Annotated in this window: 12 protein-coding genes; 5 read left to right on the top strand and 7 right to left on the bottom strand. The window is 45.1% G+C overall.

Annotated elements, in window-relative coordinates:
* Positions 1–8: 8 nt before the first annotated feature.
* The gene (locus HYI04_RS00100) at positions 9–563 is read left to right on the top strand and encodes a DNA-3-methyladenine glycosylase I (RefSeq protein ID WP_178895719.1); all 555 of its coding nucleotides are present in this window, start codon (positions 9–11) and stop codon (positions 561–563) included.
* Between the two features lie 36 nt (positions 564–599).
* Positions 600–1,622, top strand: coding sequence for an NAD(P)-dependent alcohol dehydrogenase (locus HYI04_RS00095; RefSeq protein WP_178895718.1), 1,023 nt, complete (start codon positions 600–602; stop codon positions 1,620–1,622).
* Between the two features lie 30 nt (positions 1,623–1,652).
* On the opposite strand, the gene HYI04_RS00090 is transcribed toward HYI04_RS00095, so the two are convergent.
* Entirely contained in the window at positions 1,653–3,104 is a 1,452-nt protein-coding gene (locus HYI04_RS00090; protein WP_125273784.1) for a PLP-dependent aminotransferase family protein, read from the bottom strand.
* Between the two features lie 99 nt (positions 3,105–3,203).
* Between HYI04_RS00090 and HYI04_RS00085 the strand changes: the two genes are divergently transcribed.
* Positions 3,204–3,605: a hypothetical protein gene (locus tag HYI04_RS00085; RefSeq protein WP_178895717.1), complete on the top strand. Its 402-nt coding sequence runs from the start codon at positions 3,204–3,206 to the stop codon at positions 3,603–3,605.
* A 48-nt stretch (positions 3,606–3,653) separates the two neighbouring features.
* Here HYI04_RS00085 and HYI04_RS00080 read toward each other — a convergent pair whose 3' ends face one another.
* The gene (locus HYI04_RS00080) at positions 3,654–4,301 is read right to left on the bottom strand and encodes an START domain-containing protein (RefSeq protein WP_078425141.1); all 648 of its coding nucleotides are present in this window, start codon (positions 4,299–4,301) and stop codon (positions 3,654–3,656) included.
* Positions 4,302–4,360: 59 nt separating this feature from the next.
* Positions 4,361–5,182, bottom strand: a complete 822-nt coding sequence (gene dapB, locus HYI04_RS00075; protein ID WP_178895716.1) for a 4-hydroxy-tetrahydrodipicolinate reductase — start codon at positions 5,180–5,182, stop codon at positions 4,361–4,363.
* A gap of 197 nt (positions 5,183–5,379) precedes the next feature.
* Here dapB and HYI04_RS00070 point away from each other — a divergent pair, with 197 nt between their 5' ends.
* Complete coding sequence (locus HYI04_RS00070; RefSeq protein ID WP_004978423.1) at positions 5,380–5,619, top strand: hypothetical protein; 240 nt, start codon at positions 5,380–5,382, stop codon at positions 5,617–5,619.
* A gap of 63 nt (positions 5,620–5,682) precedes the next feature.
* Here the strand turns inward: HYI04_RS00070 and dnaJ are convergent, their stop codons facing one another.
* From dnaJ to HYI04_RS00050, 4 genes are all read right to left on the bottom strand, one after another.
* Entirely contained in the window at positions 5,683–6,801 is a 1,119-nt protein-coding gene (dnaJ, locus tag HYI04_RS00065; RefSeq protein WP_005401440.1) for a molecular chaperone DnaJ, read from the bottom strand.
* A gap of 104 nt (positions 6,802–6,905) precedes the next feature.
* Complete coding sequence (locus HYI04_RS00060; protein WP_004691852.1) at positions 6,906–7,283, bottom strand: hypothetical protein; 378 nt, start codon at positions 7,281–7,283, stop codon at positions 6,906–6,908.
* Between the two features lie 131 nt (positions 7,284–7,414).
* Positions 7,415–10,552: an efflux RND transporter permease subunit gene (locus HYI04_RS00055; protein ID WP_114392634.1), complete on the bottom strand. Its 3,138-nt coding sequence runs from the start codon at positions 10,550–10,552 to the stop codon at positions 7,415–7,417.
* 2 nt (positions 10,553–10,554) lie between these two features.
* Complete coding sequence (locus HYI04_RS00050; protein WP_178895715.1) at positions 10,555–11,655, bottom strand: efflux RND transporter periplasmic adaptor subunit; 1,101 nt, start codon at positions 11,653–11,655, stop codon at positions 10,555–10,557.
* Positions 11,656–11,805: 150 nt separating this feature from the next.
* On the opposite strand from HYI04_RS00050, the gene HYI04_RS00045 reads away from it, so the two are divergent.
* A complete protein-coding gene (locus HYI04_RS00045; RefSeq protein ID WP_005401437.1) occupies positions 11,806–12,432 on the top strand; it encodes a TetR/AcrR family transcriptional regulator in 627 nt (208 codons plus the stop codon).
* Positions 12,433–12,568 lie beyond the last annotated feature (136 nt).

Raw genomic sequence — 12,568 nt, 5'->3', positions numbered from 1 at the left:
GCATGTTCATGACCACTCAACGCTGCGGATGGTGCTCCTCAGACCCACTTTACATCGACTACCATGATCATGAGTGGGGTAAACCACTACATGATGAAAAGCAGTTATTTGCGATGCTCTGCCTCGAAGGTCAACAAGCGGGGCTGTCATGGATTACCGTCCTGAAAAAGCGTGAACATTATCATCGCCAGTTTTTTCAATATTCCATTGAACAGATTGCGGCTTTGACTGATACAGATTTAGCCGAAAAAGTCCAAGATATCGGCTTAATTCGCCATATCGGGAAGCTGACCGCCATACGTGACAATGCGCTTGCATGGCAAGCCCTAAAGCAACAAGGCATCAACCCCGTTGAGTGGCTCTGGAACTTTGTCGAGCAACACGCAATCAACAATGATGTCCCGGACTACCGTACAGCACCTGCACAGACTCCTCAAAGCCAAAATATGTCTAAAACCTTAAAAAAACAGGGTTTTAAATTTGTCGGACCCACCACCTGCTATGCCTTTATGCAAGCGGTTGGTATGGTCAATGATCATGAAAACAGCTGTCATTTTAAATAAAAGTACATAAAAAACAGGAAAATAAGGATCTCGAATATGACGCATAATACCATTCGTGCCTATGCAGCAATGCAAGCAGGCGCAGCGCTACAACCCTATCAATTCGATGCGGGTGAACTGCAACCACATCAGGTCGAAGTCCAAGTCGAATATTGTGGATTGTGCCATTCCGATGTTTCGGTCATTAACAATGAATGGAACTCTTCGGTCTATCCCGTTGTCGCTGGTCATGAAATTATTGGCACCATCAGTCGCTTAGGCTCCGAAGCCAAAGGGCTTAAACTTGGACAGCGCGTCGGTATTGGCTGGACGGCAGAAAGCTGCCAACACTGTGACCCCTGTGTATCGGGTCAACAAGTGCTCTGTACAGGTGGGTCAACAGCAACCATCGTCGGTCATGCAGGTGGCTTTGCTGACAAAGTTCGCGCAGGTTGGCAGTGGATTATTCCTTTACCTGAAGAGCTGGATCCTGAGTCAGCGGGTCCTTTATTGTGTGGCGGTATTACCGTTTTTGATCCGATTTTAAAACACCAAATTCAAGCCATTCACCATGTCGGGGTAATTGGGATTGGTGGTCTAGGGCATATGGCCATTAAGCTACTTCGAGGATGGGGCTGTGAAATCACGGCGTTCACCTCGAACCTCGACAAAACTGACGAGCTCAAGGCCATGGGCGCAGATCATGTGGTGAATAGCCGTGATGTGGATGCGCTTAAAACCCAGCGAGGCAAATTCGATCTATTGCTCAGTACGGTGAATGTCACGCTCAATTGGCCTGCCTATATCAGTACGCTGGCACCGAATGGCACGATCCATCTGCTAGGCTTGCCCCTTGAGCCCATCAAGTTTCATGCAGGTAGTCTGATTGCTGGAGCAAAATCTATCACGGGTTCACCCACTGGCTCCCCTGCTGCATTACGGCAGCTACTCAAATTCGCTGCACGTAAAAACATTGCGCCACAAATTGAACTGTATCCTATGTCACAGTTGAATGAAGCACTGGAACGGTTACATTCTGGAAAAGCCCGCTATCGGATCGTCCTCAAAGCCGATTTTTAATCCATAAGCGCCTAAAAACAGGCGCTTTTTTTATACCGCTTGTTTGACCAACGTCGAACTGCTGAGTTGCGCTTTCACCCAATCGGCCAACAAGGTGACCGCTGCGCGAATATCTGTTGAAATTTCATGACCTGCATTGAGGCGGATACAGTTTTTATAACGCTGCCCTTCACCAAAGACTTCGCCTGGCACAATATTAATACCGTGCTGCTGAGCAAAATAGTACATATCTAAACCATCGATACACTCGGGTAGCTGTAACCACAGCGCATAACCACCTAAGGGTTGATTGATACGTAACTCAACTCCGTTAAAGGCATGCTGAATCATGTGTCGGTATTGCTCAACTTGCTGTTTCAAAATCGGCTTTAACTGCTGTAAATGCTCCCGATAAGCACGACTATAAATGAGATCGGCCAGTGCCAACTGCAAGGGTGTATTCACTGTAATATTTTGCATCAATAACGTAGCCTTCAAATGCGCTAAGCGCTGCGGAATACAAAACCAACCTACCCGATACGCAGTTGAAAGTGACTTGGAAACCGAACCACAGAAAATCACATAACCCTGCTGATCCCAATACTTAATCGGCAACGGACGACTCGAACTGAAACTACATTCACCATAAATATCATCTTCAATCACATAGCACTGATAGCGCGCCGCCAGTTGTGCAATTTTTTCTTTTTCTGCATTGCTTAAGCAAAACCCCAAGGGATTTTGATAATTGGCCGTGAGTAAGCACGCTTTTGCGCCTGAACTTTGCATGACCTGCTCTAAACGTTCAAGATCAAAGCCTTGGGTATCGGCTGGAATTTCAATAATTTTTCGCTTTAACCCCGCCAACATTTGCAACTGACCATTAAAATTTGGGGTTGGTACAATTACGCTGTCGCCTTCCTTGCTGAGGTGTTGGATCATCACCGACAACGCAGGCATACAGCCATTGCTGATGTAGATATCATCCTGCGAAATATAAAAGCCATCTTCAGCCCAATGCTCAGACAAGGCCTGCCGCAAGCGAATATGACCTTGCTTATCGCTATATAAAAAATCTTCAGGTTGACTGTGTTTTAAAGCACGTTGAATGGAGCGGCGGAGTGCTTCTACAGGCACATGTTTTGGCGAAAGCTGAATCGCTCCCAAATGGATGAGACGGCTATTAATGGAAGACTGTTGAATTTCCAACTGTAGCTCTAAGTTAGAAATATCACGGGCTTGAGACTGAAAATCAGGATGCTGTGGTACGGGAATAGATGGGCTGGTATTTTTTTGATAACTGACAAAATAGCCAGACTTATTTTTCACATGAATATACCCCTGCGACTCGAGTAGTTCATAACAGCTCTTGGCCGTATTCAAGCTGACCTTTTGTAAGTTGGCAAATTGGCGTAACGACAACAGCTTTTGCCCTGCGGGTAATTCAGCATTTTGAATTTTTTCAAGCAACTGTGCAGCCAAGCTTTGATACTGAAATGCCATTCATCTGTACCTATTTTTTTAACTTTTATGTATCTGTATCCATTATGCCAACAGAATTATGCTTCTGTCATTCGTTCACAACCATAAATAGGCACTTTTATGAAAAAAATAATCATATCTCTCTTTTGCTTATTGAGCTTATCGGCTTGCCAACTGCCACATGTTTCGCAGCAAGTACAACAGCAGCATTTTATTTGTAAAGCACTGATTGAAGGGTTTCTGAAAACGCAAAATTTAACTGATTATCAGTTTTTAAGTTTAGCGCCGAGCTTGACTGAAACCTCGACCCAACGAACCTATCAATATCGGTTGAACAATGAACGTGAAATGCAGATGAACTTGCCCCACCAGAAAAATTTACAGTTCCAATGTGACCAAAGCAGTGCTGAAAACTTCAAGATCTCGCTCGCTGGTGAAGGACATGCCATGCTCAGTTTAATCCAGTTAGACCTGCCTAAGGCTTCAACCTTAGAGCTGCTGAGCGCTTATCAACAGCCTTAAGTTTTAAAACATAAAAAGCCTGCATTGCAGGCTTCTTCGTCTTTAAAATTAACGTAAGGCAGCTGGTAAATGGGCAGGAGTGTCTTCTTGTTCTAGCAATTGATTTTTCATTTTTTGCAGCATTTGATAGGGTTGTTGTTGGACAAACATATTCACAAACTTCAGTGGTATCGACCCCTCAGGGTTAGCATAACCTGAGGTCGAAACCTTGACTTTATTTGATCCCAGTTTCTGAAAGGTCCAATCGCCCTCATAATGATTTAGGCGCACATAATCTGGATTTTTAAGGATGTTTTTATCAATCGCTTTATTTTTAATGCTAATAATGCCCTGACTGTCCTTGGTCATTTTTCCCTGCACCACCAAGTCGCGGTCTTTTAAAGGAAAAGGAAAATCCAGCACCATATACAGTTGAAACTCGCCTTTTTTATCATCGCGCGACAAGACTTTCACACTGCCCATATACGGCACCCATTTCACCGCATGGTCAACATCTAAGATCAATGACACTGCTTTTTCAATCGGCACATCAAACGTGGTTTCAGCCTTATATAAAAAGACTGGGTTTTGCGCATTTTGATAGGTCCAAACTTTAATATTATTTTTATGAATACTGAGTTTGGCTTGATCCATAGGTTTGGCCTGTGCTGTCGTCATCACGGCAACAACACAAGCCATATATATGACTTTTTTCATTCTATTCTTCATCTTATTTTAGTTTTTTATCTTGTTTTTATGGCGAATGAAGCAGGTTTTTAAACTTGAATGTCGTTAAAACCCAGTACATCTTTCATGTCATATTTACGTGCTTCACGTCCTACCACCCAAGCCGCAGCACGTACCGCACCCGAAGCAAAGTTCATACGGTTGGTCGCTTTATGAGTAATTTCAACACGCTCACCATCAGCAATAAACATAGCCGTATGTTCACCGACAATATCGCCGCCACGAATGGTTTGGAAACCAATACTTTGACGCTCACGGGGTCCTGTATGACCTTCACGGCAATACACTGCATCGGTTTTCAAGTCACGACCTAAAGCACCCGCAATCGCCTCACCCATCATCAACGCTGTGCCTGATGGTGCATCGACTTTATGACGGTGATGCGCTTCAATCACTTCAATATCCACTGTGTCGCCAAAGACTTTAGACGCCAATTCCAACAGTTTAATCGAAACATTGACCCCCACAGAATAGTTGGCTGCATAGACCACAGGTGTTTGAGTCGCAGAGTCATCCAAATAAGCTTTTTGTTCGTCATTCATGCCCGTGGTGCCAATGACAATGGCCACCCCAGCTTCACGACAAATTTTTAAATGCTGAACGGTCGCTACTGGTGCAGTGAAATCAATGATCACATCACAATCTTTCACTACCACTTCCAGACTACCCACCACCTTCACGCCTAGGCTGCCAATACCTGCAAGCTCACCTGCATCTGTACCAACCAGTGAGCTTTCAGGGCGTTCCACTGCCGCAGCCAGTTGATAGCCTGCTTCATGTACCGCTTGAATAAGGATGCGACCCATACGACCGCCGGCACCTAAGACACCAATGCGTGGAGCTGCTGACATAACATATTCCTAATCTAGCTTCAAAATTGCTCTTACTATAGCAAAACTGATTGCACAGACTAAGGTTTGTTGGGCATTTTCATCGAAAAAATCGCTTTATTTTCAAACATGATTTCTCCAGCTTTTCACAAATTTGCAATCAATCTTACGCAGACTAGGTTCGCGTTTAAAAACAACTTTAAAATGAGGAAAATAGAATGAAAGCAAAGGTACTTTTTCTAGCGATGGCCTTTGGGGGCAGTTGGGCACAAGTTCAGGCTGAACCCGCTGTTCAAGCGGGCGATACCTTAGAAAGTTTGTCGCAGGTAAAGATCACCACCAGCACACATCCCAAAGCACAGGCCGAGCAACAAGTACCAGCCACTGCACCTATGGCCGAAGAAATGGTATCGGTTGAAGAGATCGATCAACCTGAGTTGCCCGCAGAAGCGCAATAACATAAAAAAAGCGGGAAAATATTCCCGCTCTTTTCAACACCAATTCAGACGTACCGTATTCAATTAATCAAACAGTCGGTCAAAGAAAGACTTTTTCTTTGGTGATGATTTGTGATCATCTCCATCTAAAGTTTCTTGTAACTCTTTCAACAGTTCACGTTGACGTGCTGTTAAGTTGACTGGCGTTTCAATCACGATACGGCAGAGTAAGTCACCTTGCATACTGGTACGTACAGGTTTAACCCCTTTGCCACGTAAACGGAACATTTTACCCGTTTGTGTGCCTTCAGGAATTTTCAAACTCACACGACCTTCGAGTGTCGGGATTTCAATTTCTTTACCCAAAGCAGCATCGGCAATGCTCACAGGCACATCCATATACAGGTCTGCACCATCACGTTGGAAGATTTCGTGCTCACGCACCACCACTTCTACGTACAAGTCGCCTGACTGACCATCACGAATCGCTTCGCCTTTACCCGTTAAACGAACGCGGTCACCGTTGTCGACGCCCGCAGGAATCGTCACTTCTAAGGTTTGTTGACGGTCTTTAACGCCTGAACCATGACAGGTATTACATGGGTTCTTAATGATCTTACCCTGACCGCGACAGGTACTACAGGTCTGCTGTACAGAGAAGAAACCTTGCTGCATGCGAACCTGACCTGCACCATGACAAGTTTTACAGGTTTCAACATCATTCGGGTTTTTAGAGCCTTTACCGTCACAGGTTTCACATGGCGCTGGTGCAGTAAAAGTAATGGTTTTTTTCACCCCTCTTACAGCTTCTTCCAACGTCAGTTCCATCACATAACGTAAGTCAGAACCACGACGTGTACGCTGTTGACCACGACCACCGCCGCCACCAAATGCGCCACCGAAAATGTCACCGAATTGACTGAAAATGTCTTCTGCGCTGAAACCACCACCGAAGCCGCCTCCGCCGCCCATACCACCTTCAAAGGCTTGATGCCCCATACGGTCATACATGCTGCGCTTTTCGCTATCCGATAAAATTTCATAAGCTTCAGCCGCTTCTTTAAACTTCTCTTCAGCTTCAGCATTGTCAGGATTGCGGTCCGGATGATATTTCATCGCCAACTTACGGTAGGCTTTTTTAATTTCATCATCACTAGCGGTTTTAGCAACACCTAAAACCTCATAATAATCACGTTTAGCCATGTCTGGCGATGCTCCTCACGGAATTTATTTAATACTCAACTGTGGTCTGAAATTGGGTTCAAACCAAGTTTTACAAGGGGGTGTTTGAAAAAAAATCAGTAGAATTAGAAAACTGCTTTATTTTTCAAAAATTTAGACAGGCCTTTAAACCATGCATTTAGAAGGAAGAGAAATGCAATACAGCTAAAAACCACACCTGCAACCGTGCATCCAGTCACCCATAATGCGCTGTCCCAAGTGAAGAAAATAAGAGGAATAAACCACAACGCTGCAAATAACGCCAAAATGCTATAAATCACAATATTGCGCATGACCCAGAGTGCTTGCGCTTGTAACCACACTTCGGCATGATCAATTTGCGTGACTTTTCGGGCATACCAATAGGAAAATGCGCCACTAATCACAGTAAACAAAGCCAAAAACATGAAGACATAAGAAATCGCGATAGAGCGGCGATACTTGGTTACATTGTCTTGCATCATGCGTTTAACCCCATTTGCCACATCGTTGGTTTTTTAATGTGTAGCAAAAAACTGCTTTATAAAAATGCCATAAATTTCAGGTGCTACTATATTGAAATTTTCAACGTTTCGCACCTGATATTGGCATAAATTTACAGCTTATGGCTAATTTTTTTTACTTTAAACCACTGCGCGTACAAGGCAGGTAAAAAGAACAGGGTTAATAGCGTCGCCACAATCAGTCCGCCCATGATCGCAACGGCCATAGGTCCAAAGAAAATACTTCTAGATAGTGGGATCATCGCCAGAACAGCTGCCAATGCCGTCAGCACAATTGGTCGACAACGTCGCACCGTCGCATCGATGATCGCATCCCATGATTCATGCCCCGCTTGAATGTCTTGCTCAATCTGATCAATCAAGATCAGCGAGTTACGCATGATCATGCCCGACAAGGCAATGGTGCCCAACATCGCAACAAAGCCAAAAGGTTTATTGAACAGTAGCAGGAACAACACCACGCCGATCAAACCTAAAGGTGCGGTGAGCAAGACAATCGTGGCACGAGACATACTGCGCAGTTGAATCATCAGCAAAGTCATGACCACGGCCAAGAACAAAGGCATGCCTGCTGCGACCGATTTACCCCCACGTGCAGACTCCTCCACTGTGCCGCCCACTTCAACCAAATAACCATTCGGTAGTTCCGCACGCAGCTGATTCATCTGCTCCGCCATTTCATCCACCACAGTGGCCGGTTGTAACTTGGTCCGAATATCCGCACGTACCGTAATGGTCGGTAGACGGTTCCGATGCCAAATCAAACCTTCTTCAAAGCTATAATCAATTTTGGCAATTTGTGCCAACGGTACTGTTCCGCCATTTGAGGTTGGAACGGCAAGGCTCGCCAGTGATGCTACTTCAACCCGCTCAGCTTGATCGCCACGTAAACGGATTTCAATCAGTTCTCGTTTCTCACGGTACTGGTTAATGGTGGCACCTGAAATTGAGCTGTTCAAGAAATTGGCCAAATCTAAACTCGACACCCCCATTTGGCGGGCACGGTCTTGATCAATCTCTAAATTGATCATCTTGCTTGGTTCACCCCAGTCCAAATGCACATTGGTGGTGTTGGGGTTAGCACTCAGCATCGCCGCGACTTTATCCGCCCAAGCACGCACTTGGGTCAAGTCTTCACCCGACACGCGATATTGAAGTGGATAACCGACAGGGGGGCCGTTTTCAAGTAAAGAGACGCGAGTACGTACATCAGGCAATAACTGACGGATTTGGGTGTCTAAGGATTTACGAATTTCATTGCGATCATCCAGTGAAGAAGCCAAGACCACAAACTGAGCAAAGCTGGCCTGTGGTAGCTGCTGATCGAGCGGTAAATAAAAACGTGGCGAGCCTGTGCCCACATATGCCACATAATTATCTATGCCTTCTTGCTTCGACAGGAACTGTTCAACTTTTTTCACCGCATTTTCAGTTGCCGTTAAAGATGCACCTTCTTCAAGTTTTAAGTCGACCAAAATTTCGGCACGATTCGAAGGTGGGAAAAACTGCTGTGGTACTAACTTAAACATCAACACCGAGAGCACAAAAATAGCCACCGTCGTTGCAATGACCGTTTTGCGATAGGTCACACACAGATCGACCCAACGGCGAAAACCTTGATAGAACTTGGTTTGATAAGGATCGTGATGCTCACCTGCATGATGCACCATCGGCTGAGGTTCTGGTTGTTTGCGCAAGCGTGCCCACAAACGGCTATACCACGGCGCTTTTTGAATCAGCTCTTTATTAAAATCGGGCAGGAGTTTGTCACCCAAATAAGGCACAAACAACACCGCAGCAAACCACGACACAATTAAGGCAATGGTCACCACTTGGAAAATAGAGCGAGTGTATTCACCTGTGCTGGACGCTGCTGTAGCAATCGGTAAAAAGCCCGCAGCGGTAATCAAGGTTCCCGTTAACATTGGGAAAGCCGTCGTTCGCCACGCATGCCCTGCTGCTTGTAGTCGACTGTAGCCTTGTTCCATTTTGATCGCCATCATTTCCACGGCAATAATGGCATCATCAACCAAGAGGCCCAGCGCCAAAATCAGGGCACCCAAGGAAATTTTATGGAGACCGACATCAAAAATATTCATACCTGCAAAGGTCATGGCCAAAACCAGTGGAATAGAGAATGCCACCACCAGTCCAGTACGGAAACCCAGCGAGAAAAAGCTAACCAACAGTACAATAATCACCGCTTCAGCCAAAACTTTCATGAACTCGTTGACACTACGCTTCACCGCAACAGGCTGATCTGAAACTTTTTTCAGCTCCATACCTAAAGGTAAGGTTTTTTGCAGCTTGGAAAACTCAGTTTCTAAATTTTTACCCAAAGCCAAGATGTCGCCACCTTTACGCATCGATACTGCAATGCCAATGCCATTTTCCCCCATAAAGCGCATACGGGGTTGAGCGGGTTCACTAAAGCCACGATAGACGTCGGCAACATCGCTCAGCTGGATGGTTTTCCCATTTACCAATAAAGGCATTCGTTGCAGTTCTTCAACGCTTTTAATTTGCCCTGTGACTCGGAGTTGAATACGATCTGATTCTGTTTCAAAAAAGCCTGCACTGGCCATGGTATTTTGCTGTTGCAGGGCTTGTTGCACCGCTGTCACAGGAATGCCTAACTGCGCCGACTTGGTGTTGGAAATTTCAATCCAAATCTTTTGATCTTGCAGCCCAACTAGGTTGACCTTGGCGACATCTTTGACGCGTTGCAGTTGTAACTGTAAACGGTCGGCATATTCTTTCATCACCGCATAATCAAAGTCTTTACCGGTCAGTACATAAATATTGCCGAAAGTATCACCAAACTCATCATTAAAGAATGGTCCTTGTACCCCATTGGGCAGCTGATGTTTGATATCTCCAACCTTCTTGCGTACGTCATACCACACATCCGGTATCTCACTGGAGCGCATGGCATCTCGTGCCACAAAAGTCACCATCGACTCGCCGGGTCTGGAGTAGGCCATAATGCGCTCATACTTACCCGTGGTCATCAGCTCTTTTTCAATACGGTCGGTCACCTGTTCAGACACCTCACGCGCCGTTGCGCCCGGCCAATAGGTCTGTACCACCATCACTTTGAAGGTAAAAGGTGGGTCTTCGCTCTGTGCTAGTTTGGAATAAGACACCACACCCACGATGCCCAGCAACAACATCAAATAAAGGACCAAGCCCTTATTCTTTAAGGCCCATTCCGACAGGTTATAGTTCATGCTTAACTCCCTGTCGCAATCTTGACCGTTTTATTGTCACGGCTAATCGGCTGAATTTTTTGTTTTTCACGCAGTAAATGCACCCCACCCACCACGACATAGTCCTTTGGCTGTAAACCTGAACGAATGGTAACGCTGTTTCGACCATACTCCCCCACACTGACAGGGACTTTACGAATGCTGTTGTCAGCATTCACCACCCAGACATAAGCATTTTTACCTGCAGCGGAAACACTGGCTAACGGTACACTCAACACATTGCTTTCAGTTGAGCTGAAAAACACCCGAGCACTCTGTCCCAGTTGAATCGTATTTTGTCCTTCACGCAAAGCCACTTTGACACTAAAAGTACGTGACTGATCTGCGGCAGGCGAAATTTCACGGACGTAGGCAGCAAAACGTTCATCGGGTTTGGACCACAAAGTGACGATTGCATCTTGTCCAACTTTAATCTGAGCAATGGCTTGTTCAGGCACACCAATCACCACCTCACGATCACCTGAAATGGCCAATTGAAACGCGGGTTGCCCTGCTGAAATCACCTGTCCAATTTCAATATTACGCTCGGTAATCACGCCGTTTTTATTGGCGATCAGTTGGTTATAACTGGTTTGGTTTTGCGTAACGTTATAATTGGCTTGTGCTTGTTTCAAGCTCGACAGTGCGGCTTTATATTGATTTTCAACGCTGTCGTACTGTGAACGACTCACTGCATTACTCGGTAACAATTGCTTAAAGCGTTTGAGTTCATCCTGCGCATTTTTTTCAGCCGCTTGAGCACTTTCTAACTGTGCTTTGGCTGCATTGAGTTCTAACTGGGCATCTTGCACATCTAAGCGTGCTAAAACTTGTCCGACTTTGACTTGGTCACCCACATCGACCAGACGCTCCGTGACTTGCCCCCCAACACGAAAAGACAGTGCCGTTTGTTGGCGGGCTTGCACTTCGCCTGCATAGCTTTTTTGTTCTAGATGCGTGGTATTCGGTTGGCTCACCATTACCAAAGGCACCGACTCTGGTTCGGTCGTGTCTTTGCTACATCCCCACAAGGTGATACTACACACCACCATCATACTTGCCACAAGGGTCTGAATTTTGCTCATGAAGTCTGCTCTTCTTCCATAACCACCAATTAATCAGGCACAATATCCAGACTTAACTTGGTTATTTTTTAATTAATATACTGTGTAGTACACTAATTAAAGATATGCTCAGATGTAAATGACTTTTTGAACTTTTTTTTAGGAAAATGTGTGCAAGCTTCAGCAGGACGTCCCAAGGATTTAGAAAAACGGCAACGTATTTTGGAGGTGGCACGTCAGTTGTTTTTACAACATGGCTACCACGGCTCCAGCATGGACCATATTGCCAAGGAAGCGCACGTCACCAAACTCACGGTGTATAACCATTTTCAGGACAAAGCCAATCTGTTCAGCTGTGCGATTGAGGAAACCTGTGAAAAGCTGATGCTGGGTCGTTCATTTCAATTGCAACGTGCCGAAGACTTTGTGCCTATGCTCAAACAGATCTGTGCGTTATCAATGCATATTATTAACCTGCCTGAGGCCATCAAGCTGGAGCACCTGTTATTACAGCTGGCCGCTGAACAAAACCCATTGCTAGAGAACTTCTATAAAGCCTCCCACCTCAAAATGCGGGCGATTTGGGAACAGTTCTTTGCCCAAGCTCAAGCCTTAGGCGTTCTTCGGTTTGAACAAGTCAACGAGGTCATCACCTTATTAATGTCTTTGCTGTTTGGATATCGTCACCAAGAAATGTTACTGGGGATGAATGAAGTGCCCAATGCCGAACAACGCGAGCAACTGATTCAAGAAGCCATTGCGATTTTTTTATTAAAATACCCCTTACAAAAACCTTAAGATTCGGTTAATTAAATTTATATTTTTATAATTAATTCAAATGCTTGAAATTAAAAACCCTCTTTCCTTTAAAACAATTTCTTGCCCTAAGTTGTTCATTTGCTTCTAAATTCAGCAATTAATCCCCTACTTTTGT

The sequence above is a fragment of the Acinetobacter sp. SwsAc2 genome (assembly GCF_013391465.1).
GTDB lineage: Bacteria > Pseudomonadota > Gammaproteobacteria > Pseudomonadales > Moraxellaceae > Acinetobacter > Acinetobacter johnsonii.
This window is presented reverse-complemented; position numbering and strand designations above follow the sequence as displayed.

Bases quoted from the DNA above. Each gene is read 5' to 3' on its own strand.
- HYI04_RS00100 (WP_178895719.1), top strand. From the start codon at position 9: ATGACCACTCAACGCTGCGGATGGTGCTCCTCAGACCCACTTTACATC.
- HYI04_RS00055 (WP_114392634.1), bottom strand. From the start codon at position 10,552: ATGAACTATAACCTGTCGGAATGGGCCTTAAAGAATAAGGGCTTGGTC.
- dnaJ (WP_005401440.1), bottom strand. From the start codon at position 6,801: ATGGCTAAACGTGATTATTATGAGGTTTTAGGTGTTGCTAAAACCGCT.
- HYI04_RS00090 (WP_125273784.1), bottom strand. From the start codon at position 3,104: ATGGCATTTCAGTATCAAAGCTTGGCTGCACAGTTGCTTGAAAAAATT.
- dapB (WP_178895716.1), bottom strand. From the start codon at position 5,182: ATGTCAGCAGCTCCACGCATTGGTGTCTTAGGTGCCGGCGGTCGTATG.
- HYI04_RS00070 (WP_004978423.1), top strand. From the start codon at position 5,380: ATGAAAGCAAAGGTACTTTTTCTAGCGATGGCCTTTGGGGGCAGTTGG.
- HYI04_RS00095 (WP_178895718.1), top strand. From the start codon at position 600: ATGACGCATAATACCATTCGTGCCTATGCAGCAATGCAAGCAGGCGCA.
- HYI04_RS00060 (WP_004691852.1), bottom strand. From the start codon at position 7,283: ATGATGCAAGACAATGTAACCAAGTATCGCCGCTCTATCGCGATTTCT.
- HYI04_RS00080 (WP_078425141.1), bottom strand. From the start codon at position 4,301: ATGAAAAAAGTCATATATATGGCTTGTGTTGTTGCCGTGATGACGACA.
- HYI04_RS00050 (WP_178895715.1), bottom strand. From the start codon at position 11,655: ATGAGCAAAATTCAGACCCTTGTGGCAAGTATGATGGTGGTGTGTAGT.
- HYI04_RS00085 (WP_178895717.1), top strand. From the start codon at position 3,204: ATGAAAAAAATAATCATATCTCTCTTTTGCTTATTGAGCTTATCGGCT.